Source organism: Campylobacter geochelonis, from assembly GCF_013201685.1.
Lineage (GTDB): Bacteria > Campylobacterota > Campylobacteria > Campylobacterales > Campylobacteraceae > Campylobacter_B > Campylobacter_B geochelonis.
Map to the genome: position 1 here is coordinate 2,071,436 of NZ_CP053844.1, position 26,555 is coordinate 2,097,990.

25 protein-coding genes are annotated in these 26,555 nt (G+C 34.7%); 5 read left to right on the forward strand and 20 right to left on the reverse strand.

Going from position 1 to position 26,555, the window contains the following annotated elements; translation table 11 throughout:
* Entirely contained in the window at positions 1 to 642 is a 642-nt protein-coding gene (locus CGEO_RS09450) for a hypothetical protein (RefSeq protein WP_075540005.1), read from the forward strand.
* A gap of 673 nt (positions 643 to 1,315) precedes the next feature.
* Here the strand turns inward: CGEO_RS09450 and thiD are convergent.
* Genes thiD through recA form a run of 4 tightly spaced genes read right to left on the reverse strand, consistent with a single transcriptional unit; the run spans position 1,316 to position 4,652 of the window.
* On the reverse strand, positions 1,316 to 2,074 hold the full coding sequence (thiD, locus tag CGEO_RS09455) for a bifunctional hydroxymethylpyrimidine kinase/phosphomethylpyrimidine kinase (RefSeq protein ID WP_242647932.1): 759 nt from the start codon (positions 2,072 to 2,074) through the stop codon (positions 1,316 to 1,318).
* 18 nt (positions 2,075 to 2,092) lie between these two features.
* Positions 2,093 to 2,368, reverse strand: a complete 276-nt coding sequence (locus tag CGEO_RS09460) for a hypothetical protein (RefSeq protein WP_075493026.1) — start codon at positions 2,366 to 2,368, stop codon at positions 2,093 to 2,095.
* Complete coding sequence (gene eno, locus CGEO_RS09465) at positions 2,365 to 3,615, reverse strand: phosphopyruvate hydratase (RefSeq protein ID WP_075531195.1); 1,251 nt, start codon at positions 3,613 to 3,615, stop codon at positions 2,365 to 2,367. The genes CGEO_RS09460 and eno overlap by 4 nt, the downstream gene beginning before the upstream one ends.
* Positions 3,612 to 4,652 carry a recombinase RecA gene (gene recA, locus CGEO_RS09470; RefSeq protein WP_075493024.1) on the reverse strand — a complete coding sequence of 347 codons (1,041 nt, stop codon included), beginning with the start codon at positions 4,650 to 4,652 and terminating at the stop codon, positions 3,612 to 3,614. Before recA ends, eno begins: the two co-directional genes overlap by 4 nt.
* Positions 4,653 to 4,750: 98 nt before the next feature.
* Between recA and CGEO_RS09475 the strand changes: the two genes are divergently transcribed.
* Together CGEO_RS09475 and CGEO_RS09480 are read left to right on the forward strand one after the other, a co-directional pair.
* Complete coding sequence (locus CGEO_RS09475; protein WP_082258963.1) at positions 4,751 to 5,614, forward strand: menaquinone biosynthesis family protein; 864 nt, start codon at positions 4,751 to 4,753, stop codon at positions 5,612 to 5,614.
* The gene (locus tag CGEO_RS09480; RefSeq protein ID WP_075493023.1) at positions 5,614 to 6,381 is read left to right on the forward strand and encodes a UDP-N-acetylmuramate dehydrogenase; all 768 of its coding nucleotides are present in this window, start codon (positions 5,614 to 5,616) and stop codon (positions 6,379 to 6,381) included. The genes CGEO_RS09475 and CGEO_RS09480 overlap by 1 nt, the downstream gene beginning before the upstream one ends.
* A gap of 447 nt (positions 6,382 to 6,828) precedes the next feature.
* Here the strand turns inward: CGEO_RS09480 and CGEO_RS09485 are convergent, their stop codons facing one another.
* The 5 genes from CGEO_RS09485 to CGEO_RS09505 form a co-directional block, all read right to left on the reverse strand.
* Positions 6,829 to 7,596, reverse strand: a complete 768-nt coding sequence (locus tag CGEO_RS09485) for a RipA family octameric membrane protein (RefSeq protein ID WP_133147230.1) — start codon at positions 7,594 to 7,596, stop codon at positions 6,829 to 6,831.
* A gap of 93 nt (positions 7,597 to 7,689) precedes the next feature.
* Complete coding sequence (locus CGEO_RS09490) at positions 7,690 to 8,217, reverse strand: type II secretion system protein (protein ID WP_075540002.1); 528 nt, start codon at positions 8,215 to 8,217, stop codon at positions 7,690 to 7,692.
* 456 nt (positions 8,218 to 8,673) lie between these two features.
* Positions 8,674 to 10,122 carry a sulfatase-like hydrolase/transferase gene (locus CGEO_RS09495; protein WP_075540001.1) on the reverse strand — a complete coding sequence of 483 codons (1,449 nt, stop codon included), beginning with the start codon at positions 10,120 to 10,122 and terminating at the stop codon, positions 8,674 to 8,676.
* 40 nt (positions 10,123 to 10,162) lie between these two features.
* A complete protein-coding gene (locus tag CGEO_RS09500; RefSeq protein WP_172658139.1) occupies positions 10,163 to 10,705 on the reverse strand; it encodes a type II secretion system protein in 543 nt (180 codons plus the stop codon).
* Positions 10,706 to 10,835: 130 nt separating this feature from the next.
* Positions 10,836 to 11,951, reverse strand: a complete 1,116-nt coding sequence (locus CGEO_RS09505) for a tyrosine-type recombinase/integrase (protein ID WP_172658140.1) — start codon at positions 11,949 to 11,951, stop codon at positions 10,836 to 10,838.
* Positions 11,952 to 12,065: 114 nt separating this feature from the next.
* Here CGEO_RS09505 and CGEO_RS10250 point away from each other — a divergent pair, with 114 nt between their 5' ends.
* On the forward strand, positions 12,066 to 12,548 hold the full coding sequence (locus tag CGEO_RS10250; RefSeq protein WP_242647983.1) for a type II secretion system protein: 483 nt from the start codon (positions 12,066 to 12,068) through the stop codon (positions 12,546 to 12,548).
* Between the two features lie 561 nt (positions 12,549 to 13,109).
* Positions 13,110 to 14,726: a sulfatase-like hydrolase/transferase gene (locus tag CGEO_RS09515; protein WP_172658141.1), complete on the forward strand. Its 1,617-nt coding sequence runs from the start codon at positions 13,110 to 13,112 to the stop codon at positions 14,724 to 14,726.
* A 545-nt stretch (positions 14,727 to 15,271) separates the two neighbouring features.
* On the opposite strand, the gene CGEO_RS09520 is transcribed toward CGEO_RS09515, so the two are convergent.
* From CGEO_RS09520 to CGEO_RS09570, 11 genes are all read right to left on the reverse strand, one after another.
* Complete coding sequence (locus tag CGEO_RS09520) at positions 15,272 to 16,588, reverse strand: hemolysin family protein (protein ID WP_075493014.1); 1,317 nt, start codon at positions 16,586 to 16,588, stop codon at positions 15,272 to 15,274.
* An 87-nt stretch (positions 16,589 to 16,675) separates the two neighbouring features.
* Positions 16,676 to 17,125 carry a hydrogenase 3 maturation endopeptidase HyCI gene (locus tag CGEO_RS09525; RefSeq protein WP_075493013.1) on the reverse strand — a complete coding sequence of 150 codons (450 nt, stop codon included), beginning with the start codon at positions 17,123 to 17,125 and terminating at the stop codon, positions 16,676 to 16,678.
* The gene (locus CGEO_RS09530) at positions 17,122 to 17,466 is read right to left on the reverse strand and encodes a formate hydrogenlyase maturation HycH family protein (RefSeq protein WP_075493012.1); all 345 of its coding nucleotides are present in this window, start codon (positions 17,464 to 17,466) and stop codon (positions 17,122 to 17,124) included. The genes CGEO_RS09525 and CGEO_RS09530 overlap by 4 nt, the downstream gene beginning before the upstream one ends.
* Positions 17,460 to 18,290 carry an NADH-quinone oxidoreductase subunit B family protein gene (locus CGEO_RS09535; RefSeq protein ID WP_075539997.1) on the reverse strand — a complete coding sequence of 277 codons (831 nt, stop codon included), beginning with the start codon at positions 18,288 to 18,290 and terminating at the stop codon, positions 17,460 to 17,462. The genes CGEO_RS09530 and CGEO_RS09535 overlap by 7 nt, the downstream gene beginning before the upstream one ends.
* 11 nt (positions 18,291 to 18,301) lie before the next feature.
* The gene (locus CGEO_RS09540) at positions 18,302 to 18,841 is read right to left on the reverse strand and encodes a formate hydrogenlyase complex iron-sulfur subunit (RefSeq protein ID WP_075493010.1); all 540 of its coding nucleotides are present in this window, start codon (positions 18,839 to 18,841) and stop codon (positions 18,302 to 18,304) included.
* A 7-nt stretch (positions 18,842 to 18,848) separates the two neighbouring features.
* On the reverse strand, positions 18,849 to 20,588 hold the full coding sequence (locus CGEO_RS09545) for a hydrogenase large subunit (protein ID WP_075539996.1): 1,740 nt from the start codon (positions 20,586 to 20,588) through the stop codon (positions 18,849 to 18,851).
* Complete coding sequence (locus tag CGEO_RS09550) at positions 20,585 to 22,075, reverse strand: proton-conducting transporter transmembrane domain-containing protein (protein WP_075493008.1); 1,491 nt, start codon at positions 22,073 to 22,075, stop codon at positions 20,585 to 20,587. The genes CGEO_RS09545 and CGEO_RS09550 overlap by 4 nt, the downstream gene beginning before the upstream one ends.
* 1 nt (position 22,076) lies before the next feature.
* Positions 22,077 to 22,721 carry a hydrogenase 4 membrane subunit gene (gene hyfE / locus CGEO_RS09555; RefSeq protein WP_075493007.1) on the reverse strand — a complete coding sequence of 215 codons (645 nt, stop codon included), beginning with the start codon at positions 22,719 to 22,721 and terminating at the stop codon, positions 22,077 to 22,079.
* A gap of 1 nt (position 22,722) precedes the next feature.
* Positions 22,723 to 23,643, reverse strand: coding sequence for a respiratory chain complex I subunit 1 family protein (locus CGEO_RS09560; RefSeq protein WP_075539995.1), 921 nt, complete (start codon positions 23,641 to 23,643; stop codon positions 22,723 to 22,725).
* 13 nt (positions 23,644 to 23,656) lie between these two features.
* A complete protein-coding gene (locus tag CGEO_RS09565; RefSeq protein ID WP_075493005.1) occupies positions 23,657 to 25,603 on the reverse strand; it encodes a proton-conducting transporter transmembrane domain-containing protein in 1,947 nt (648 codons plus the stop codon).
* Positions 25,603 to 26,541: a 4Fe-4S binding protein gene (locus CGEO_RS09570; RefSeq protein WP_082255616.1), complete on the reverse strand. Its 939-nt coding sequence runs from the start codon at positions 26,539 to 26,541 to the stop codon at positions 25,603 to 25,605. The genes CGEO_RS09565 and CGEO_RS09570 overlap by 1 nt, the downstream gene beginning before the upstream one ends.
* Positions 26,542 to 26,555: the final 14 nt, after the last annotated feature.

Below are 26,555 nucleotides of genomic sequence, written 5' to 3' on the forward strand. Positions count from 1 at the left end.
ATGAAAAGTGAAATTTTAAAATTTGGGGCGGATTTTTTCGCCCTATTTTTATGCGAAAATTTAGAGAAAAAAGAGTTTGGTAATTTTACTCAAGCTGGTTTTTTTGATGATTTTTTAATCAAAGGTGAGAGTTTTAAAAAGGCTTTAAATGAGTTTAAAAACCTCAAATTTCAGAGTCTTGATGAGATAAATAGCGATTTTACCGAGCTTTTTTTAGCAAATATCGATGGGGTAAAATGCCCGTGGTTTGCTAGTTTTTACTTTAATCAATACGCCCAGATAAAAACGGCTAGAAGTTTTTTGGTTTTTAAAGAGTTTTATAAGCCATCTAACTACGATTTGCTTTCGCCAAATTTGCCATTTGACGCGCTTAAAAACGAGCTTGGGTTTATAAGTTTTTGTTTTTCTAGCGAGCTTTTTAAGGGTGAGATTTTTAAAAAGTTTTTGCAAGATGAGTTTTTGCCGTTTGCATTTACTTTTGATAACTTACTTTTACAAGAGTCAAAAACGCACTTTTATATGGGTTTTGGTTTGCTTTTTAAGGATTATTTAAATTTGCTTGTAAGCGAATTTAGTATAAAGCCAAATTTTGATGAAATCATGGATGAATTCAAAGAAAAGAGTCTTTGTAAACTTAGCTAAATTTAGCTCTTAGTAAAAGGCTGGTTAAATGTTAAATTGGCAAAAACTATAAAACTATAATTGCCATTTAACCTACGTTTTAAGTAGATAAAATAACAGCTTAGTTCAAAGTCTAGCTTCTTCATCGTTATTTAAATTTAAAATGCTTTACGCAAAACGGCTTTTGCTGCGCTAAATTTTATATTTTAAAAATTAGTAAGAATTTTATAAATTTACGTTTTGCTTGGTGTAAATTTGGCTTGATTCTTATCTATGCTTTTTCATTAAAGCAAATTCTGTTTTTAAGATAAGAGCGAGAAAGGCTTTAAATTTAGGCAGTTTTTGAAGTTGTGTTTGGCTAAATTATACTTCCAAATTTAACTAAATTTAAAAAGATTTTTATAAATTTAGCTTGCAACTGCGCTTAGACTTTTAAAATATTTTAAAAATTATATAAGCAAATAGCGCAAAGTATCAAAATAATTACAAATTTAAAGATTAAATTTATCCCCATTTTCTAGCTTTTAAACGCTGCGATTAAAAGCAAAATTTGGCTAAATTTATCATCTTTTTAAACAACTCGAGCCAAAAAGATTTGAAATTTAGACTGATTTTCATATATTGGTTCTAAATTTAGCCACATTTAAAACAAAAATTTACTTAACATTTAGGCTTTATGCAAATAAATTTAAACCTAAATTTTATTTAGATTATGTCTTATCGGACCTTTGCCGTGTCCTAAATTTGGAGCATTTCTGATAGCTTTTGTGATAAAGCTTTTTGAAATTTCGATTGCATTTTCAAGGCTTTTGCCAAGAGCTAAATTTGAAGCTATCGCAGTTGAAAACGAGCAACCAGTCCCATGCAAGTTTTGGCTTTGTAAACATAACTCTTTAAATTCTCTTACGCTTTTATCTTTATATATCAGCCTATCTACACTAAATTCGCCCTCGCATAAGTTTTTTATCAGTACATTACAAGGCGCATCTACTTTTAAATCCTGTCCAAAAAGGCGTTTTGCTTCGTGTAAATTTGGCGTGATGATAGTAGAAAACTCAAAAAGTTTTTTTATCTCATCTATGTTTTCATCGCTCATTAAAACCGAGCCTGCTTTTGAGATAAACACGGGATCTAGCACAACTGGCACGCTAAGCTCTTTGATAAACTCAAGCACAACCGCCATAATCTCTTTGTTAAACAGCATTCCAAGCTTAAGCGCTGCGATTTCAAAGTCACTTTTAACAGCGTTGATTTGCTCTTTGATAAACTCTGGCGAAACGCTCATCACATCGCTTACGCCACATGTGTTTTGCGCTGTTAAAGCAGTGATTGCTGTGGTGCTAAATACGCCAAAATACTCAGCCGTTTTTATATCAGCTTGAATTCCAGCACCACCACTTGAATCAGACCCAGCTATGCTTAAAAGCACTTTCATATCTTTGATTTTATCCATTTTAATGCCTTGTTTTTGCTATTGTTTAAGATCTGGATCAAGAGCAGCTCGCTCAAGATAGAGTTTTTGTAGTTTTGCGTTTTCATCTTTTAGTCTTGCTACATCGTTATATAAAAAGACTTTTTGTTTTTGAAGCTCTTTTAAAACAGTGTAGGAACGCTCTCCAAAGATAGCATTTCCTACATACACGCCAAAAATCACGACTAAAACGCAAAGTAGCGTAAATACAAAAAATGTTTTTAACGAGTAGGCTTTCTTGGGTTTCTCTGCTTGCTCGTTTAAAACTTCTTTCAAATTCCATTTCCTATATATTCATCAGTTTCAAGCTCGATTTCAAGCAAGCGGTTGTATTTTGCGTTTCGTTCGCTTCTTGCTGTTGCGCCCGTTTTTATCTGACCTGCGTTTGTAGCAACAGCTAAATCAGCTATAAAACTATCCTCACTCTCGCCACTTCTGTGGCTTATGATGGTGTGATAGCCATTTCTTTGAGCCAATCTTATGGTTGAGAGAGTTTGGCTTAAAGTACCGATTTGGTTAGGTTTGATTAAGACCGCGTTGGCTATGTTTTTTTGAATGCCTTCATAAAGAATTTTATCATTTGTTACAAACAAATCATCCCCAACAAGCTGAACTTTTGCGCCAAGTTTTTGTGTTAAAAGCTTCCAGCCATCCCAGTCATCTTCTCCCAAACCATCTTCAATAGAGTAAATCGGATACTTCTCGCACAAATCAACATAGTAATTTATAAGCTCTTGACTTGAAAATTCCTTGCCTTCAAGCTTATACATACCGTTGTTATATAGTTCGCTAGCTGCGACATCAAGAGCTAGTTTTATCTGCTCGCCGATTTTATATCCAGCTTTTTCAACAGCCTCTATGATGATTTTTATCGGCTCTTCATTATCAGCTAAATTTGGAGCAAATCCACCCTCATCGCCAACTGCGGTGCTGTGTCCTGCTTCATTTAAAATGCCTTTTAGCGTTTGGTAAATCTCAGCAACCGCTCTAAGCGCATCTGAAAAGTTATCAAAACCAAATGGCATTATCATAAACTCTTGAAAATCCACACTGTTGTTTGCGTGAGCGCCGCCATTTATGATATTAAACATCGGCACTGGTAAAATGCTTGCATTTTCTCCGCCAAGGTATTTATAAAGTGGCATATTTAAGCTAACTGCCGCTGCTCTTGCAACCGCCATAGAAACGCCTAAAGTTGCGTTTGCGCCTAAATTTGAGTAGTTTGGAGTGCCATCAAGCTCTTGCATCGCCTTATCTATAAGCTTTTGATCGTATGGACTCATACCAACTATCGTATCAGCTATGACTTCTTCAACATTTGCAACTGCTTTTAAAACGCCTTTTCCGCCAAATCTAGCGTCCTTATCTCTAAGCTCTAACGCCTCTCTTTTGCCTGTACTTGCGCCACTTGGAACGATTGCGCTTGCAACCGTGCCATCAGTTAGCATAACTGTAGTTTTTACAGTTGGATTTCCTCTGCTATCAAGCACCTCTTGCGCGAAAATATCCTCAATGCGTGTCATTCTTCATCTCCTTGTGTTTCTTCATCATCGCCACTAGCTGTTATGCTAATCGTTCCTAACTGCTCTTTAATCGCAGCTTCGATTTCTTTAGCGACTTCTGGGTTATCTTTTAGATAAATTTTAGCATTTTCCCTGCCTTGCCCGATTTTAGCTGTTTTATAGCTAAACCACGCGCCACTTTTATCAATCACATCTAGTTTTACGCCATAGTCAACTAACTCGCCCATTTTACTGATGCCTTCGCCAAACATGATGTCAAATTCAGCCACACGAAATGGCGGAGCGACCTTGTTTTTAGCCACTTTGGCTTTGACTCTATTTCCGATTGACTGTTCGTTTTGTTTTAAAGTAGCCACTCTTCTTACATCGATTCTAACTGAAGCGTAAAATTTCAAAGCATTTCCACCAGTTGTAGTCTCAGGCGAGCCATATCCCATTTGCCCGATTTTCATACGAATTTGGTTGATAAATATAACTGTAGTTCCCATTTTATGAACAACTCCAGCTAGTTTTCTAAGAGCTTGCGACATCAAACGAGCTTGAAGTCCTACGTGAGTATCGCCCATATCGCCCTCAATCTCATTTTTTGGAGTTAGTGCTGCAACGCTATCAACTACGATTAAGTCTATCGCGCCACTTCTTGCAAGAGTTTCAACAATATCAAGTGCTTGCTCGCCATAATCAGGCTGAGATACATATAAATTTTCTGTATCAACGCCTAAATTTTTAGCGTATTTAACATCAAGTGCGTGTTCTGCATCAACAAACGCGCAAATTCCGCCCGCTTTTTGAGCTTCAGCTATAACGTGAAGTGTAAGAGTTGTTTTACCAGAGCTTTCAGGTCCATAAATTTCGATGATTCTGCCTTTTGGAATGCCTCCGATACCAAGTGCGATATCAAGCCCAACTGAGCCAGTCGAAATCGAATCAATACTTTCAACCTCTTTATCGCCTAGTCTAAGAAGTGTGCCTTTGCCAAACGCCTTATCTATCTGTTTAAGCGCCAAGTCAAGGCTCTTTTGTTTCTTTTCATCCATTTAACGCCTTTTTATAGAATTTTGGTTATTGTAGTAAATTTTTACTTCAAGATAAGTAAAAATATATTATACTTTTTTAAAATAAACAAAGGACGGATGTGAAAAATATAAGCGTAGCGCACTCTCCAGACGCTGATGATATCTTTATGTATATGGCTATAAAATTTGGTTGGGTTGATAGTAAAATCCTTAAATTTAGCAACACCGCAGATGACATACAAACTCTAAATGAAGCCGCTCTAAAGGGCATTTATGATGTTTGTGCGATAAGTTTTGCTCTTTATCCGCTGATTGCTGATGAGTATGCGCTTTTGCGAACTGCTGTTAGCTTTGGCGAGGGATATGGTCCAAAACTGATAAAGAAAAAAAACACTATCTTAAAACCAAATTTCAAAGTCGCACTAAGTGGTGCGCATACGACAAATGCGCTTTTGTTTCGCGTAGCTTACCCAAAAGCAAGAGTTGTTTATAAAAACTTCTTAGATATCGAAAATGCCGTGCTAAGTGGCGAAGTAGACGCTGGAGTGCTAATACACGAGAGCATTTTAGACTTTAACGATGAGCTTTGTGTGGAGCGCGAAATTTGGGATATTTGGGTTGAGTTAAGTGGCGGGAAGTTACCACTTCCACTTGGCGGGATGGCGCTTCGCCGCTCTTTGCCTATAACTGACGCAATCGAGTGTGAAAGAGTGCTTACAAAGGCAGTTGATGTAGCAAACACGCACAAACAGGTGCTTTCAAAAATGCTTTTAGAGCGAAATTTAGTCCGTGTTGATGATAAAAAACTTGAAATTTATCTTGGACTTTATGCAAACGATAACTCAGTTAGCATGAACGAACTTCAACTAAACGCGGTAAATAAGCTCTTTGAGATAGGTTATAAGCATGGATTTTATCCAAAAAGCGTTGATGCTTTTAGCTCTTTAGTGCCGACTGAGTATATGGACTTTAGGTTTTCTTAGTGATAGTTGATTTTGCTAAATACAGCTCGGTTAAAATCGGACAAAAAGTCGAAGTAACGCTTTTAAATGAGCTAAATTTAAAGAGCTTTGATGGCGTTATCATAGGTGGAGCAAACAACATCTTGCTCTCGCCAAATCCTCCTAAACTTGGGATTTTAGATAAGAAATTTGACTTTTTAAGTTTAGAAGATGATATTTTGCTAGTTGGTGGGGCGTGCAAGAGTGGGAAAATTTATAACTTTGCCAAAACAAACGATATAGCAAATTTCGAGTTTTTAAAAAGCATTCCAGGCACGCTTGGCGGACTTTTAACGATGAATGCGGGGCTTATGAAGTGGGAAATTTGTGATAACTTGATAAGCGTAAAAACAAGCCTTGGCGAGTTTAGTAAAGATAAACTTAAGTTTAGCTACCGAAAAAGTGAGATTTCTGGCGTGATACTTGAAGCTAGATTTAGAGCTACTCACGGTTTTAACCAGCAAATCAGCAATCAAATCACACAAAAAAGAGCAAACCAACCAAAAGGTGCTAGCTTTGGTTCGTGCTTTACAAATCCAGCTGGCGACTACGCTGGAAGAGTGCTTGAAGCTGTCGGTTTAAAAGGCTTTAGAGTCGGTGGCGCTGGCTTTAGCGAGCAACATGCAAATTTTTTGATAAACTATGGCAAAGCAAGTTTTGATGATGCGATAACGCTTATAAAAATAGCCAAAAAGCGCGTTTTTGAAGAGTTTGGTATCAAGCTTGAAACTGAAGTTGTGGTGCTATAAATTTATAGTAGCGGTTTTGAAGTGATTATAAATTTTATTTTACGGCAAAAGCTAAAGCGATAGCAACACTCAAAAAGTCAAATTTAGTTAAAATTTATAAAATAAAAGTATAAAAAGTCAAATTTAGTTAAAATTTTGATGATATAAGTGTATAAACCTGAATTTGTATGTGGGCTTAAAATTTTCTTATGAAGTTTGCGAATTTACGCTATGCAAAAATAAAATTATCAAAATCATATAAAATAAGCTAGAAATTTTTGTGTTTTTATAGATTTTACCCTGTGGAATTTAAATAACTTTATAAACTATCTTTATGATATCAAACGGACTCCTAAAGATAAATTTTTCTATTTTATCTAAATTTGGCTTGTAGAATTTAAATATTTTAAATGTCTGTTTGTATAAAGATAATTGCTTGATTTAGTAGGTTTAAAAGCAAAGTATTTCTTACTTATCATTTGAATCTTTGCCTTGTAATAAGACTAATAGTGCTATAAAACAAATAAAACTGATAGCTATAAAGGCTAATGTCCACCAACTAATATATCTCAATTCTAAATATAAAAAACACATATGAACCACTATAAGCAAAGTAAATATAACAGAACTAACAATACCTACCATTATATTTATCTTGCTAAGCGAGTATCTTTCACCACCTAATAAAGTATCGCATTTTGTTAATTTATGCTCGCCTAAATTTACCTGTGTTCCATCAAGTGGATTTTTATTTTGACAATCTGGTGTTAAGTAATCTGGTAAAAATTTTTTAAAATGGTTATTTTCATACTTTCTAACGGCTTTTTCATAACACTCATAAACATTTTTTGAGCCTTTAGCCATCATTATCCATAAACTAGATACAACAAGACCCACAAAACATATAGCTATAGATATCCAATTTGTAATGTTATCACATAGGTATAAAAAGCTGTTATTTTCTGTTTGAAATAATTTAAGTTGAAAGCTTCCATAAGCAGTATAAGTAAGGATAAGATAAGCACCTAAAAATACAGAACGTTGCCACAGATGACTTATCTCGAAATCCCTACTTTGCCATAACCTTTTTAGGATTTCTAAACGAATGTCTAAATCGTGGTTGTTGTTTTTAGAAGTGTTATTTGAATTTGACTTATGGCAATTTTTAGAAGAATTATCTGAATTTGACTTATGGCAATTTTTAGAAGAATTATTTGAATTTGACTTATGGCGCATTTTATGTTTTTATCTCTTAGAATTTAAAAAGCCCCGACCGAAGTCAGGGCTTAAGCTAGATTTCTAGCTAGTTTTTAGAGTTTAGAACTCTACTTAGAATTTGATGTTAGAAGTTCCACCAATTTTTACACCAGAAACTTCTTCACCCGCACTATTTGTAAATTTAGAATCAATTAGTGTTTTAATACCAGGAGCACCAGCTACAGATGCACATGCACTTTTAGCACTTCCGTTTATATTGGCTGAGTTATTGGTAACAACTATACCAGCGCTAGCACCAAGTATTTTTATACCTATGCAAGGTTCGCCTTTAAATGGAACAAACACCCCTGCTACTGATTCATCTGAAGTCAGTGCTCCTGCATTAGCCTCTTTATCTTGCGGTGTATCTTTTGCTGTTACCAACTGAACATTTGTCATGTTTGCAGCAGTAGCATTAAAATCACCTTGTGCTGTATAGTAACCTGTAAAATCTCTAATAGCTAAAGAAGCATTTGAGATAGTTTTTGTAATCTCAGCATCATCTCTAGTAGCTGCAAGTCTTGGTATAGCAACAGCTGCCAAGATACCTAAAATAACGATAACGAAAATCAACTCGATCATAGTAAAACCCTTTTTCATGGTTTACTCCTTGTTTTAAATTTCACCTTACATACACTTATGTAAAATTTCTTATAAATTTAAGGATAAACTTCCATTTCTAGGCAACACAAACAAAAAAATAAAAGGAAAAAAATGTATATAATCACAAAAAACAACCAAATTTATCTAGAATTTCAAGGCAAAACAAAACTCATACAAAAGCCGCTAAATTTAGAAGCAACGAAGAAAAATTTAAAGCAATAAAACATTTTTATATACTTTAAACTAATTTTGCAATTTTAAATTTAGACGATATTTTGTTGTTTTTGATTACATTGATTGATTTTATATAAGAAAATTGAGCTATAAAATTATTAAAAATTTTCTTAAAATTGATGAAAGTTAAAAAATACTAGAGCAGTTTTATATGTGTATTTGATAGATTATTGTGTAGAGATAATTTTATTTTAAAATTATTTTACAAAACGAATGCGCTTACTTGTCCGATAAATTTGGTATTAAAGGCATTGAAATTTGATAAATTTGGTTTGGATTTTTTAGTGTTTCATGAAGAGATTTTATTTTTAAGATATTTCTACCAAAATGCATTTCATCTAAAATTCCTATATATCCTAGCAAAGTTGTGAAAGTATCAAGCGAAGAGCCTTTATTTTCTACGATTTGAACACCATCTATATCATCATCAAGTATAAAAAATAAATTATTTGAATCAGATAATTTTTTCTCATCTATACCTTTGATAAGTCCGTATGGTGCAAGATGGTCATTTTGAACGACTATTATTGTATTTTTACCAAATTTTGACTTGCGAATTTTATCTATAAAATCATATAATAAAAAATCAGTGCATTTTACTGCATTTAACATAGCATTTTTTTCATCTTCATAGACTAAATTTTGACATTTTTTTGATATAAAACCATTTGGCACATGAGTTCCCACCGTTAAAACAACTTGTAAAAATTTATCTTTAGTTTCTGAAAGTCTTATAAAATCACTAAAAGCTATATCAAACATGTCATCATCATTTACTCCCCATTCATTAAGAAGAAAATTTTGCTGTTTTAAAAGCTCTGTTTTTCCTTTTTGCTCATCATATGCTCTTGAATTTAAAAAATCCCTTGTTTTTTCAAATTCCAAATCAGCACCTTTGATAAAATAAGTATAATACCCCTGTTCTTTTAAAATCTGGCTAGAGCATTTTATATTTTTTGGAAATTTTCTATTGCCTTCTCCATCTTTTTTATAACTGTAATAAAATAGTGGCAATCCACATTGAGAACCAAATAAACCTTCTATAGTAACTACAGTACCATCTGCTTGAGATATATTAACAAAGTCTATTTTGTTGGTTAAAGAGTTAATTTTTGGCGTTAAATTTGGAAATTTTATAAGATAGTTTCTACTAAAGCTTTCTAGGTATATATAAACTATATTTTTATTTTTTGTTGCCGGTTTTGGTTTTGGGGTTATGATTGATTTTTGTAGTATAGATACGAAATGTTTGTTATACTGCGGATTTAAAACAGTAAAGATATCATAGCCAGCTTTAGCTAAAGGATTTAGGATAAAAGCTAGCAAAATAAAAGCAAAATAACAAATTTTTGCCATATTTTTATTTGCTATATTTTTTATCATACGGAAATAAAACAGCACGCAAAATAACACACCAGCAATTATAGATAATAAAATTAAAACTATCACATCTAAAAATTCCATAAATGGAGCACCATCTATAGCTAAAAGCATTAAGTTTATAGTACCTAGCGTAAGAAAATTTCCAGTATATATGTATAAAAAATAATTAAAAATAGTTATTATTAAATATATAAAACTGATTATAGCAGATAAGATTAAAAAAGATTTGCTATTTATAAAAAAACAAGAAAATAAAGCTAATAAAAATACAAAGAAAGAAAGCATAAAAGCCTCCTATCGCTAGGAGGCTAAAACTAAGTTTATATTAGTAAACAACACCAAGACCACTTATAGCAATCTCACCTTTTTCACTATCTTTAGACTCATAAGTTGCCTCTTTTGTAGATGTAGCTGCTGTTTTAATTGCTTGATAAGTGTATTTACCATCAAGTATTTTCTTGATTGATGGCATAGCATGTATCTTATCGCAAATAGACTCGCCTGTTCCACCCGCAGTAACTGTTAAGGTAGCTGGTTTTGCTGTACCTGCATCATATGGTACAACTTTTACAGAAAGGCATTTTTTGCCTGCTGCCATGATATCTCCTGTTCCGCCAGTTGGTTTAGTTGCATCACCTTTAACGTCTGATAACTGAACATTTGTCATAGCAGATAATTTTGAATCAAATTTAGCTTGTGAAGTGTAGTAAGCACTTATATCACTTACAATTGTTGTAAGATTTGTAGCTGCTTTTGAAACTTCAGCATCATCTCTTGTTGCTGTTAGTCTTGGTATAGCAACAGCTGCCAAGATACCTAAAATAACGATAACGAAAATCAACTCGATCATAGTAAAACCCTTTTTCATGGTTTACTCCTTGTTTTAAATTTCACCTTACATACACTTATGTAAAATGTTGGGGTTATTATACATCTTTTTATTTAAAAAATCAAATTTTTTATTTTTTGTTTAATATTTTATTGTAAAGAGCCTAAATTTAGGCGGTCTGCTTAAAAGCAGAATTTAACATCTTTAAGTCATTTTTATCTTTTAAAAAGTGTCCGTAAGTTCGCTCGACTAAACCGGTGCTTGAGTGTCCTAGCATTTTGGCGATTAGCGGTGAGTTTACGCGCTTTTGCAGTAGTATAGAAGCAAAGGTGTGTCTTGTGCTGTGCAGTCCAGATGGCGCTAAATTCAGCTTTTTTAAGAGCTTTTTATATTCATAATAAATTTTAAAATAATCCATCGTAAAAAGCTTGTCATCTGGTAAATTTAGGCTTAAAAGATAAGTTTTAAGAGGTTTTAGCAGGTAGATATCACGACTTTTGCCGTTTTTAGGAGTTGTTAGCTCAAAGCGAGTTTGGTTTTTGTTTATGCTTAGATTATCTGTTTTAAAGTCAATGTCAGCTTTGCTAAGCGCTAGTATCTCGCCACATCTTGCACCTGTGAAAAAGGCGATATATAAAAACGTTTTAAGCTCGCCAGTAGCGTGGGTTAAAAGCTTTTTTATAGTGCTAAGCGAAAAGATGTTTTTGCTAGTGCTAGTGGCTTTTGGCTTTTTTGCGAATTCGACTGGGTTTTGAGTGATGACGCCTTGTTTTTGGGCGAGTTTAAAGGCTGAATTTGCATAAGATAGAGCAGATAGTATGCTTTTAGGCGCTAGACTTTGGCTCATTTTAGAGATGGCATTTTCTATATCATATGGGGTATAAAGCGCTAAATGCTTGTTTTCTAAGTGTTTTAATAGCGTTTTATGCGCGTAGCAAGCAGAGCTTATGGTGCTTTTTTTGGCTTTTAGTTTTAGGGCTGATATGTGAAGATGTAAAAACTCATCTAGTGTGTTTGACTCTGGGCGAGTGGATTGTTTGAGGGTGTTTTTTGGGTTTGGTTTGGCTTTTTTTGATGAACTTTTATGAGATTTTTTAACATAATCAAAAAATTCGTTTGAATCTGGGCTAAAAATGCTCGCGATTTTGATAAAAATAGGCAACAAAACTTTAGTAGCATAGGCTAAATTTTTCTTCGTTGCTTCTAAATTTAGCGGCTTTTGTATGAGTTTTGTTTTGCCTTGAAATTCTAGATAAATTTGGTTGTTTTTTGTGATTATATACATTTTTTTCCTTTTATTTTTTTGTTTGTGTTGCCTAGAAATGGAAGTTTATCCTTAAATTTATAAGAAATTTTACATAAGTGTATGTAAGGTGAAATTTAAAACAAGGAGTAAACCATGAAAAAGGGTTTTACTATGATCGAGTTGATTTTCGTTATCGTTATTTTAGGTATCTTGGCAGCTGTTGCTATACCAAGACTTGCAGCTACTAGAGATGATGCTGAGATAAGCAAAGCAGCTACAAATGTTGCTACTGCTGTGGCAGACATAACTAGCTACTATACAGCTCAAGGAAAGCTTCCAAGCGATATTACTAAAGTTACAAATGTAGCTCTTGATGCACAAGGACAAATGAAAGTCAAAACAACAGCTTGCATTAAATTTGAAGCTATAAAGGCAACTGCTGATGACGCGGACAAAGGCGTAAAAGCTGGTGATCCTGTACTTCAAGTAACTGCTATTGCAGCTGGTGCCTCTGATGCTGCATGCAAAGGTGCTCAAGCAGCTGTTAAGAAGATTACAGACTCAAGTCCGATTAGACTTGGTGGTAGTGGAGTAAACTTCGGTGACGATACTACAACTGGTACAACACAACCATAGTGTTGCAAAGTTGATAAACAAGTCGAGTTCTAAACTCTAAAAACTAGCTAGAAATCTAGCTTAAGCCCTGACTTCGGTTGGGGCTTTTTAAAAATTTAAAATGTAACTATATAAAACACTACAATAAAACATATTTAATAATAACTATTATACTTTTAAAAATATAAATTTGCTACAAAAATGCATTCAAATATAAATTTTAATATACATCATTTATAGCAACATTCCATATTTTAGGCATTTTTCTTATTGTCATCTATTTGCTTATAAAACCTTCCAAATTAAATTATTTAAACCAAAAACTAGCAACATTCTATATATTATTAGTTTTGACATACTTATTTTTTATATCTGATTTATGCAAAGTTATGCTGATGTAGACGATTTCAATTTATTTTTAACCACATTATTTTTTAGGTGCAATATCCAGACTTGGCATAGCACTTTTAAACAAACAAAATTATAAATTATTTTATGTTTATAAATCAAAATGTATAAATATGGCTAAATACATAAGCCAAATTTAGATAAAATATAAAAATTTATCTTTAGGAGTGCCGTTTGATATCAGCGCTGTTTTTTCTCATATCTTTGCTGTTTTTATACTTTTGTTATGGGAAAAATATCAAAATTTTTGGCTTGGTTTTAGTATTTTTTTACCTTATAACTGCACTTTTTAGCTACAGTTTTTACTTCGCTTATGGAAAATTCTTAGACTTATCTTTATTACAAGTCATTTTACTAAGTATAAAAGGCGCTCCACTATCAATCTACTATAAAGAAATTTTGCTTTTCTTATCATGTGTGGTGGCGATACTTCTTTTTTGTTTGTTGATATATCAACGCTCTATAAAAAATAAGTTTAAATTTAAATACTTCAACTATCTCTTTTTTGCTACAATGTTTTTAGCTATCGCTCAAAATCCTCTTATATATACCATTTCTGATATTTTTAAGATAGAAAATCCTATAAAAGTAAAATTATCCAAAGATAGACTTCATAAATATATAGTAAAACCAGCTCCAAATAAGCTAAATTTAGATAAAAACATCGTATACATCTACCTAGAAAGTTTTAACGCAAACTTTACAACCGATTTTGCAGACTTAACACCGAATTTAAACTCTATCAAAAACAAGATAGAATTTACAAATATTAAAGAACCTATAAGCAGAGCAGCATTTACAATACAAGGCATTTATGCTTCGATGTGCGGGACATCTTATCCTGTAAAAGAAGATAAGCACAAAAGACCGGCAACCGATGCTCTATGTGCAAGCGAAATTTTAAAAGAAAGTGGTTACTACCTATCTTTTATGAAAGGCGCTAGTCTTGACTTTCAAGGAACTCGTTCGTTTTTAGAAGCTAAAAAATTTGATAAGATGAGTGGCAAGGAAGAATTCGCAAAGCGTGGTGTGGATAAGTTTAACGAATGGGGCGTGGATGATGATGTTATGCTTGAGTTTGCATTTAAAGAGTTTATGAGACTCTCGCAAGAAAAAGATAAATTTTTACTCTCTTTTATTTACTTTCAAGGAACTCGATCGTTTTTAGAAGTTAAAAAATTTGATAAGATGAGTGGCAAGGAAGAATTCGCAAAGCGTGGTGTGGATAAGTTTAACGAATGGGGCGTGGATGATGATGTTATGCTTGAGTTTGCATTTAAAGAGTTTATGAGACTCTCGCAAGAAAAAGATAAATTTTTACTCTCTTTTATAACTGTTGGAACTCACACTCCAGATGGTTTTATCTCACAAAAATGTAGTCAGATAAAATACAAAGATGGAAAAGATAAAATGCTAAATGCAGTTAAATGCACAGATTTTTTAATCGGCGAGTTCATACGCAAAATCCAAAGCTCAAAATTTAGTAAAAATACCATCATAGTAGTGCAAAACGACCACTATATGCCGTTGTTTTCTCATACTTCAAATCTTGAGCCAAAGATGTATTTTTTGATAATAGATGATGATATAAAAGAGCTTAAGCGCGTTGATTTTGCTGGGACTACGTTTGATACTTTTACAACTTTGTTTGGATATATGGGCGTTTTAGACAAGATGAACCTTGGGCGAAATGTGCTAAAAAACCTCTCGTTTGATAAAGACTTAAAAGACAGCGTTAAAAAAGATATCTATGATACAGCCGCAACTCAAAGCTTAGATTTATATAACTAAAGCTAGAAAATATAAAATTTAGCTTAGCAACAAGTGCTAATTCCTATGGCATTTTAGAAGATAAAATCAAAAACAACAAAGATGATAGAAATTTATCATATCATTTTTAAAAGATAACTCACTTCTATATCTGAAATAAGCTAAGCGATTTTAGGATATGTAAAGCGCAAAGGCTTTTTAAAGAGCAAGCTGTCAAACATAAATGTTTGTAAAATATCCTTAAATATGGATTATAAATTTGCAAAAGATATGGCTTATTTAGCTAACTTTTTAGGGTATAAATACTTAGAAATCGCGTTAAAATCAAATTTTATAAATTTCTAAATTTAGCAAATAGCCAAAAACGCTCTATCAATAAATTTATATCTCAAAAACACTTGAAATGCTTTTGCAACACTCATAAAAATTTCTAAATTTATAAAAACAGATAATCAAAAAAGCCCAACAAAATCTCTTAAATTTATAAATTTATTCAAAGATTTTTAAAATCATAAATTTATAAAACAAGCAAAAGTCATCAAATTTGCCAAAGCAAAGGAGTAAATTTACTCCTCGCTCTGTGCTGGTTGTGTAGTTTGTGAAGTTTCTAAGATATCTTTTTTGGTAACTCTTACTACAGATATCATCGTGCCATTCATACTTAAAACTTCATATATGCAGTTTTCATCTTCGATTTTATCGCCAACTACTGGCAAGCGTTCAAGCAGGTTAAAGACGTATCCGCCGATGGTTAGCTGCTCGGTTTCTTCATCAAATGTTATGCTCATTATCTCTTCGACATCTTCGATATCATATCGACCTTTAAACTCATAAACGCCATCTGATATCTTTTTAAAATTTTGGTTTTTATCATCGTGTTCGTCGTTAATATCGCCAAAAATCTCTTCGATGATATCCTCCATAGTCAAAAGTCCGGCAGTCCCGCCATACTCATCGATAACCAAAGTAGCAAAAATCCGCTCTTTGTTCATCATCGGTAAAATCTTAGCTATAGAGCTGTTTTCTGGGACTATTATCATCTTTCTAACTAGCTTGTTAAAGTCCTTTTCATCGCCTTGTTGGATGATATCTCTGATGTGTATCATACCAAGAACATTGTCTTTGCTTCCATCGATATATGGGAAGCGCGTGAATTTAGAGTCAAGCACTGTTTTGTAGTTTTCAGCGTAGCTTTTTTGTTTATTTAAGCACACCATCTCTTTTCGTGGAGTCATTATCTCTTTTGCGACTGTATCGCTAAAATCAACCGCATTTTTGATGATTTCAGTCTCAAGCGAGTCTAAAACACCACCTTTTAAGCTCTCGCCAACGATGATTTTAATCTCCTCTTCAGAGTGCGCTATCTCGCTTTCGCTAGCTGGTTTTATGCCTATCAACTTTAAAATTCTTTGAGCTAAAAAGTCAAAAATCTTAATAAATGGCGAAAAAACCACCCAAAACGCATGAAGTGGACGAGCAACAAAAAGAGTTGCTTTTTCTGGTTTTGCTATGGCGACCGATTTTGGTACAAGTTCGCCTAAAACAACGTGTAAAAGTGTGATAAAAGTAAATGCGATAGCAAAAGATACCGTGTGTATAACCAAATCACTTACAGTGAATAGTTCTCTTATAGGACCTTCGATAAGCCTTGAAACAGCTGGTTCGCCTATCCAACCAAGAGCAAGTGAACTAAGTGTGATACCAAGTTGAGTCGCACTTAGGTAGGTATCAAGTGAATTTGTAATATCAAATGCCATTTTAGCATTTGGAACTTTTTCTTTGATAAGTTCTTCAAGCTTACTCTTTCTGATTTTAACAATGGCAAACTCTGAGAGAACAAAAAAGGCGTTTAAAAATATGAATACAAAAGCGAGAAGTAACATCAATCCCGAATTATCCGTGTCCAAAAATCGATCCTTTAAAATAAAAATTCATTAATTATAGCTAAATTTTTCTAAATTTAAGTAAGTTTATCTTTCTTTTAACGATTGGTCTAAATTTATAAGCTTTTGAATGGCTAAATTTGCACTGTTTTTAGCATTTTGACTTAAGCCCTCTTTAAAATCAAGCACATTTTCAAGCAAAACAGAAATCCCAAGAAAAATCGTACTTTTGCAAATACTTCTTAGATAACTAAGTAAAATCGGCGTTGGAATGTTGTGTGTAGAGTAGATATACTCCCTATCATCGCTTAAGTCCAAAAACTCGCTAACGCCCTCTTTAAAGCCACTCATCGCATCAACTACAACTAAAACATCGGGTGAAAATTCTCTAATCTCGCCAAATTCATTTTCCGGCACATCTTCTCCAAAAAACACCCTCCACTGTGGCAACTTTTCTAAAGCCAACCGCCCTACTTCAAGTGCTACGCCATCATCACCACGAAGCGCGTTTCCGATACATAAAATAGCCTTTTTCAAAACGACTTCCTTATGATAAAATACCCCTCTTTTAAATCTGCTAAAATCTCTTTAAATTCCCCATCAGCCAACTCCGGTAAAAGCTTGTTTATGTGTTCGGCAAAGAGTTCGATTTCAAAGTATTTGCTTAAATTTCCAAGCTTAAATTTAGCGTATTTGCCACTATTTTCGACAATCTTGTTAAACTCATCATCATCTAGTTCTAAAACCTTTTGGCTAAAGTCGATTTTACCGACTCCATGTCCAACGCTAGTTGAAAACATCACGATGTGTTTTAACTCACGCGATAGCTCTTTAGCTTCGTTGGTGTGGCGTTTTGTTAGTTTATATACTTCTACCATTTTTCTGCTTTATTCCAAATTTTTTCACTATCGATTAAAAGTTCATCGCTTCTTCCAACGTATTTTAGATAAATTTCATTATATAAAATTCCCAAACACTGCGCATATCGCGGGTCTTCTTCGGCTTGGGCTGCTTTTGTTATAAGCTCTTTTACTTCAAGTGGATTTTTTCTATCTTTTGCCGTTTTTGCAGCAGTTATAAATTTATCATACAGCTTTCTTCCAAAAACATAACTCATCAGTCTTTTAGCATGAACTAGCAAATCTCTTTCAAAAAGCGTATCACCTAAAATCGAGTCTTCAACCAAACTTGGAAGCTCATCTTCTTTTTCAAAGCTAACTTTATGAAGCTTTTGATCAATCAAACCTAAAGCCATCGCCAAACCATAAATTATACTTGCAGGATGTGGTGGGCAACCTGGGATGTGAACATCAACAGGGATTAGCTTATCAACACCACTCCAAACGCTATACGCATCGTAAAAAATACCGCCCGTGCTTCCACAAGCGCCAAGCGCGACTACGATTTTAGGATCTGGTGTTGCTTCATAAGCACGAAGCAAGGGATAATACATCTGTCTAGTAACCGGTCCACTGCAAAGCAAAATATCAGCGTGGCGTGGGTTTGCGACTAGTTTAAACCCAAAACGCTCAGGATCCCACATCGGAGTGATTGCCGCAAAAGTTTCAATCTCGCAACCATTACAACTACCGCAATCAATCCTAAAAACGCTAAAACTTCGCTTGATGTTTTTTAACAACTCAAGCTTTGATTCAAAGTCATTTGCGCTACTAATTGCTGCTGGAATTTCATAAATACCCATTTTTACTCTCTTTATCTTATCTTAACTTCTTCTTTTTTAGTTAGCTTATCAACACTCATATCCTGCTTGCATTTTTGGCAGATATAAAGATACTCATCTGCTTCTTTGATACGCTTTTCTGGGATATTTGCCTTGCTTAGGCGTTCTTTGCTGTATTCGATTAGGCGGTGTGTTGTAAATGGCTTATCACAGCATTTACACCTTACGACTTCAAGTTCGCCTCTTTGAATCAACGCTGATTTATCAAATTTAATCGCTAGTTCAAACTCATTACTTAAATGAATCGCGCCAGTTGGACAAACCTCATCGCAACGTCCACAAAAGATACATCTTCCACAATCAAATTGCCATATAAGCTTATCTTGTTTATCGTTTAAAAGCACCGTTATAGCGTTGCTTGGACATGCTATCCCGCACGCTGCACAACCTATACAGCGGTTAAAGATATAGCTAGGTTTGCCACGGAAGTTTTCATTTACAAGATATGGCTCAAACGGATATTTATATGTCGTTCTTCCATACTTTTCAGTTATATCTATAAGCTTCATCATTTCACACCTACCTTAAATCTTTGAGTGGGCTATCTTTTAAACTTTTGCAATATCGTTTTAAATCTTTTTCCGTTAGGATTTTACTCTTTTTAGACTTTATATCCACTACCGTTACTCTTTCTGTGCAAGAGTAGCAAGGATCAAGCGAGCAAACTATCAAAGCAGCATCTGCTATGCTGTTACCACGAAACTGGTAACGAAGACTTGGCCAGTTGTTATATGTAGCTGCTCTACATCTCCAGCGATAAATCTTTTGAGCGCTTCCTTGCATTATCCAGTGAACGTTCTCGCCACGTGGTGCTTCATCATAAGCTAGAGCGTAGTTTTCTGGTTTGATTCTAAAATTTGGATCTTCGATAATCGCGCTATCAGGCATAAGCTCAAAACATTGTCTTATGATATCAACCGAACTTTTAAGCTCTTTATATCTAACTATAAGTCTAGAAAGAACATCTCCACCATGCTCGACTGCTACTTTAAACTCGATTTGGTTAAAAAAGTCATATGGATGATCATATCTGCTATCTCGTTTAATGCCACTTCCTCGCATATTTGGCCCAACAGTTGAAAAATCCCTTGCTACTTGCTTGTTTAAAATTCCAACTCCACTCCAACGCGAAATTTGGCGTTTATCTTCCATCAAAGCTTCCCAAATTTCATCAACTTGAATATCGATTGTCTTTAAAATCTCCAAACTTCTTTTTATCTCAGCTCCAGTGACATCACGCCTTAGACCGCCAACTACAACGTTTCCATATGTTTTTCGCCCACCAGTTACTAGCTGGGCTAACTCCATGGAATACTCTCTGATTCTAAAAATATGCATAAATGCCGTGTAGTTTCCAGTGACCTCACACGCTAGTCCTAAATTTAAAAGATGTGAGTGAAGGCGTTCGATTTCAGAACAAATAACCCTGATGGCTTGAGCGCGAAGCGGAATTTCTAAATTTATAGCCTTTTCAACAGCTTCTATACAAGCAATCGCGTGAGCATATCCACAAATTCCACAAACTCTTTCAGCCAAATACGCCATCTGGTCGTAGTTCATACGGTTTTCTGCTAGTTTTTCCATACCACGGTGCTGGTAAAAAAGTCTATAGTCTGCATCGACAATAGTATCGCCATCACAAAATAGTCTAAAATGCCCCGGCTCATCGCTAGTTACGTGAAGTGGTCCAAGTGGTACATCTATAACTGTATCGCCATCTGGTCTTAAAAAGTCATATTCTGGCTCATCTCTATGCTCAACTGAATCTGGGCGAAAGCGATAGTCCATCGCATCTTTTCTAAGCGGGAAAAGCTCATCAGGCCAATCATCACTTAAAACCAAACGCCTCTTATCAGGCAAGCCCTCAGCAACAAGTCCAAGCATATCATAAGCCTCTCTTTCATACCAAACACACGCTGGAACGACTGGCGTAACAGATGGATATGTAGGATCTGCTGGTGGGATAAGCGTTTTGACTGTTATAAAGCACTTTTCATCTTGAGCTATTTCATCGGCTTCACTCATCTTTGAGCCTTCTATAGAAAGCGCGTAATAAAGCGCAAAATGCTTGTTAAGCGAGCGCTCATCGTTTGCAACCATCGTGCTAAGGTAGCCACCTATGTCATAGTATAAAACTCTTACCGCCTCTGGCAAGTCATTTCTATCAACAAGCACAGTAACTTGATCATCAGTTTGTCTAGTTGTATCTAAGACATTTATTTTACTTTTTAAAATTTCAACAAATTTATCACATTTCACAGTAGTATCGCCTCCGGTTGCTTTGTTATGGTTTTAACGCTTTCATTTAAAAGCGTTACAAAAGAGTCAAAATTTAGTATTCCAAACGCTATGACTAAGATAGCAAGGATTATAAGTGGTAAATTCTCTTTAAATTTCATCTCGCCATTAAATTTAACCTCACCTTTTACTTCACCAAAACTAGCTAAGAAAAAGTGAGAAAAGTCAGCTATAAAAATTATCGTTAAAGATAGAGCGAAAATTCCCATAAGCAGGTAGCTTTCGTTGATTGAAGCTGCTTTGAAAATCATAAATTCACTCACAAAAATAGCAAATCCAGGAACTCCAACAAGAGAACAAATCGCTATGCCAAAAAGCACAGTTGTAACAGGAGCAAGTCTTATCATGCCACCCATTTTAGTCATATCTTTCGTTCCATAAATTCTAGCTATATTTCCAGTTGAACAAAACGCCAAAGCTTTTGTAAACGAGTGAGCAACACAGTGAAAAAGAGCTGCTGCTACGCCCCAAATTCCACCAACTCCAAGCCCAAAGGCTATAACGCCCATATGAGCTATGCTATGATAGGCAAACATTCTTTTTACATCGTGTTGGCGGATTAGGAAAAATGCCGCAACAAACAGCGTTATAACGCCACTTACTATCATCAGCTCTTCAACATACACAAACCCAACGCCATTTCCAACTATCGCATAGTAACGGATAAGTCCTAACATAGCGCACTTTAGAAGTATTCCAGATAGCAACGCAGAAGTTGGCGCAGGACCTTGTGCGTGAACATCTGGAAGCCAAGTGTGAGTTGGAACTAATCCAGCTTTTGTTCCAAAGCCGATAAGCACAAAGATAAAGATAAGCTTTAAAGCATTATCGCTTAAAAGATGTGAATTTGCTAAAACAGTAGTAAAAAGCATCGCATCATCGCCTTTTAAAACTGAGTGCGCATCAGCATATAAGATGATAGTCGCATACAGAGCAAAGGCTAAGCCGATACTGCAAAGAACGATGTATTTATATCCGCTTTCGACTGATTTTTTGTTTTTATAAATAGCAACTAAAAACACCGAAGATAGAGTCGTAGCCTCAATAGCGCTCCACATAAAAGCTAGGTTGTTTGCCACAACGCTTAAAGTCATGGTAAATATAAAAATATAACTTAAACAGTAGTATTTCTTAACATCTTTAACTTCTAAATGTCCATCCTCAACTTCCCATTTAAAATAAGTTGTAGCATATAAATTTACTAAAAAGCCTGTAATCGCGATAATAGATAAGAAAATCGCCCCAATACTATCAAGAAAAAGAAATTTATCATGCGCAAAAAACGTTCCAGATAAAACAACCTTTTTAACACAATACAACATCGCAAAAGAGCCAATAGCGTTAAAAACTATGTGGGCTAAATTTAATGTTTTTAAATTTTTTGGCAAAATCATCATCGCCACAGCAAAAACTAGCGGTAGTATTAAAATCAAAGTTAAGCTACTCATTTTATCCCTTTAAATTTGTGGCTTTTGATGTATCAAGACAGCCATAAATTTTATAAAATCTAGCGGCTAAAACACTCATGATAATCACGGCAAAAACGGCGTCTGTTAAAATCCCAAGCTCAACTAACTCATGTGAGTCATAAGCCATCAAAGCAAGGCTAAGATGAATTCCGTTTTCAAAAAGACAGTAAGATAAAATTTGCTTTATAAAAGAATTTCTTAAAATAAAGCCAAAAATTCCCATCATAAATATAAAAGCCGATACGAAAAGCGGAAGTTCATCTTTTAAAAGTGAAAATTCCATAAAAACTTTATATAAAAGCATAGAAACTGCTAGCGAGAACGCAACTGCGACTATCACAGCCACAAAAAACCCGCCAACTGGCTCATCTTCGTTGATAACATCTAGCTTTTTAACTAACTTAAGTAAAATCAAAGGCACTAAAATCACCTTTATAAAAAAGGCTATCAAAGCCCAATTTCTTAAAGTTGAAATATCGTATTTAAAAGATAAAAGCATAAAAATACAGACTAAAAGAAACGTTCCAAGCGAGTAAAGATAAATACTTTTTTTATATTTTCTAAGCCCAAAAACACCAACTGAAGTTATAGCCATCAAAACTGTTAAAATATCTAAAGCAACCATTCTACGCCCCTATCACATATAGCATTACAGCAATTAGTGAAATTCCAAAAGCGATTAGCGAGCTTGTTTTTGCGCCTAATTCGATTTTATATCTAGGTCCAAAGTTATCGATAAAAATAGCCAAAACATACATCGCTCCAGCTTCTATTATAAAGACTAAAATCGCTAAAATCGGATTTGAGAAATTCCACGGTTCAAAAATAGAGATAAAAAAGGCAATCATCGCAAACTGTTTTAGCATAAGTGCTACTTTTATTATCGCAAGATCTCGCCCACTATACTCGCCTATAACGCCCTCTTGAAGCTCTTGTTCAGCTTCAGCTAAATCATAAGGCTTTCTTCCCATCTCAACATACATCGCCCATAAAAACGCGATTGAAGCGATTGCAAATGATGGCGTTGTGTATCCATAAGCGCCACTGCTAACTAAGGCATTTATCTCAACTAATGATGTTGTTTGAGTCTTTAACATCACAACTACAAGGCATAGTATCAAGGTTGGCTCTACATAAATTCCAACCATTCCCTCTCTACTTGCGCCAATTCCAGCCAATGCATTTCCGCTTTGGCTACTTGCTATGGCAAATACAAACCGAAATAAAGCTCCAAGATAAATTATAAGTAAAATATCTGAAATTTTAATCGAAGTTGGACTCACTCCATAGCCAATCGGCATTGCTAAAACCATAAAAGATATGATTGCAAACATCAAATAAGGTGTGATTTTAAAGATAAAACCACTGCACTCTGGATATGTTCTGCCACGCTTTATTAGTTTAAAAACATCAAGATAGCTTTGGTAGATACTACATCCAACGCGCGATTGAAACCTTGCTCTAAGCTTTCTAGCAATCCCATCAAACAAAGGGGCGATTAGCAAGATAGCAAGAAGTTGTAAAAACATCAAAAATATAACACTCATCTACTCGCTCCTTTTATAAAAAATAGTAACCAAGCACTAAAACTAGGCATAAATATGCCAAGATATAGGCTGCATACGCGTTTGTTCGCCCGTTTTGAAAAGCACCGATTTTATCTGCTAAAAAGATACAAAATTTAATAACTGGCTCATAAATATAGTTATAAACCACCTCTTTAGTCTTGCTTTTATACTCCACTTTTGCAAAATAATCAGTCGTTTTTACAACCGATTTTGTGCGGTAAAAAAAGCTAAAAACCTTTCGCAAATCTCCAGTGTATGGGTTTGAACCAATCTGCATATTTGGGCTGTATTTAAACCCACACGCCCAAGGCTCACTAAGTCTAGGTTTTAGCGAGTTTGATTTTAAAACCCACAAAACCCAAAGAGGTAAAACGCTTAAAAACGCTAAAAGTACAAAAACTAAAGGCAAGCTTATAAACTCACTTCTATTAAATTCAAACGCCGAAAAACGTGGAATGGTTTTAATAATATTTAAGATAAACTCACAAATCTCACTCATAAAAACTCCAAGCAAGACAACACAAACAGCAAGCACGCCCATAGAGCAAACCATAAATTTATCGCCATCTTTGGCATGTTTTTCTATCTCTTTATCTCTTGCTACGCCAGAAAAAATCGCGCCATAAATTTTAGAGTAACACATCACAGCCAAAGCTCCAGCAACACCAAGAGCTAAAATACAAAGTATAAAAACCGCTCTTGAAGCAACACTCACATCAACGCCACCAGCTAGCATACTTTTATACAAAACCCACTCACTAGCAAAACCATTAAGTGGCGGCAACGCAGCAGCTCCTGCTACTCCAACTAGCATTAAGATAGAAATTTTTGGCATCTTTTTATCAAGCCCACCAAGCTTGTTCATATCAAAAGTGTGCGTTGCGCTGTGAACTGCTCCACTTCCTAAAAAAAGCAAACTTTTAAAAACGCTATGGTTTAAAATGTGATAAAATGTCGCCAAAGCTCCGCCTAAAACAACAATAGAATTTGATGTCGCAAGTCCATAAAAACAAGTTCCAATTCCCATAAAAATAATGCCTATGTTTTCGCACGAACTATAGGCGATTGCGACTTTGTAGTTGTTTTGAATCGCAGCATAAAGCATACAAACAAGCGCAGTAATCCCACCTAAAACCAAGCAAATATAGGCAAAACTTGTGCTGATTTCTAAAAACAGACTAAATTTAATAAAAACAAAAATAGCAACCTTTAACATCACTCCACTCATCAAAGCAGATATGTTTGAAGGCGCGACTGGATGGGCTAGTGGCAACCAAACATGCAAAGGAAAAAGTCCAGCTTTGCTTGCAAAACCGATAAAAAATAGCAAGAAAACAACTAAATTTAAAGCCGGAGTTAAACTAACTTTATCAAACTGGCTAAATTCAAAACTTCCAGCAAAATGCCCTAAAATCACAAGAGCGCAAACTATACAAAATGCTCCGATTTGTGCGATTCCAAGATACATCATAACGGCTTTTTGGCTAAATTTATTATCATCGACCATGATAAGTAACGCTGAAATCAACGTCATCAGCTCCCATAAAACGATAAAAGAAAAGACGTTATTTGCACTTATTACTAAAAGCATAGAAAGCACGAATGTGTTAAAAAGCGATGCAAAAACAGCTAAATTTGCCTTTTTTGCATACGAAAGAACGTATTTTATACTAAAAATCGCGCAGATAAAAGCGATAAAACACACTATAAAACTAAAGAAATTTCCAATCGGTTCGAGTAAAAAATTTGGCGTAAACAAAAACCCAGAACCAAGGGAAAAACTGTGAGTTTCAAACATATGAGTTAGAAAATAAAGCGATGAGATAAGCGAGATCAAAGCCGAGAGCCCAAAGCCGAAAAACGCTCCAAGTTTTGGCGCTTTATAAAACAAAAGCGTAATAAAACTTAAAATCAAAAATGTTAAATATATAGTTTGCATTATATCTCGCTTTGCGTTGGGGTTTTAGCGTGTTCGCTGCTTGCAACTTTGGTATCTAAATTCAAAGATTTGTCCGCTAAATTTTCATTTAAATTTGGCTCTTTGCTTGTTTCTTTATCTGATACTTTAGCCTCTTTAACTAGCTTTTTTTCTGATGATTTATCATCTAAATTTGACTCAGTTTTGGCTTTTAAATTTGCTAAGTTTGGCTCTGCAGTTTTTTTATCTAAATTTGGTTTGTTTTCTAAATTTGAGCTGTCTTTTTGCGCAACTTTATCTAAATTCTCTTTAGAATCTTTTGTTTTTTCTAAATTTTCTTTAGTTTGTGCTTCTTGATTTGATGTTGGCTCTTCTATTTCTTCAACTTTTTTAGGCATAACCTCATCTTTGTTTAAAATCATCTGTAAAAACGGAGTCATATCAGCCTTTAGCTTTTTGCCAAATTTATGCTCTAAGCTTATTGGCTCGACCAAAAGAAGCGCGCCTTTTGGACAGATATCTACACACGCTGGACCATCATCTCGTCCACTGCACATATCGCACTTTACAGCTAAACTTTTTATACCACTAACACACCCTATCTCCATATGACGCTCAGCTTCATCTTTAGCCGATGGCTGAATTTCGCCTTCTATGTAAATACAGCCATATGGACAAACGATGGTGCAAAGTTTACAGCCGATACAAAGCTCTTCATGAAGCTCAACGCACGAGTTTGTAAGACGAAGTGCTGAAGTTGGGCAGACGTTTGCACAGGGTGCATCATCACACTGGCGACACTGGTTTGGCATTTTACCGCTCTCTCTTTTTAGCACATCAAGTCTTGCTTTAGAAAGTCTGCCTCTAACATATGCATTTTTAATGCACGTTTTCATACAGGCGTTGCAAGCGATGCAAAGATCAGGGTTGCAGATGACAAATTTATTAAGTTTTGACATAAATTTTCCTAAAC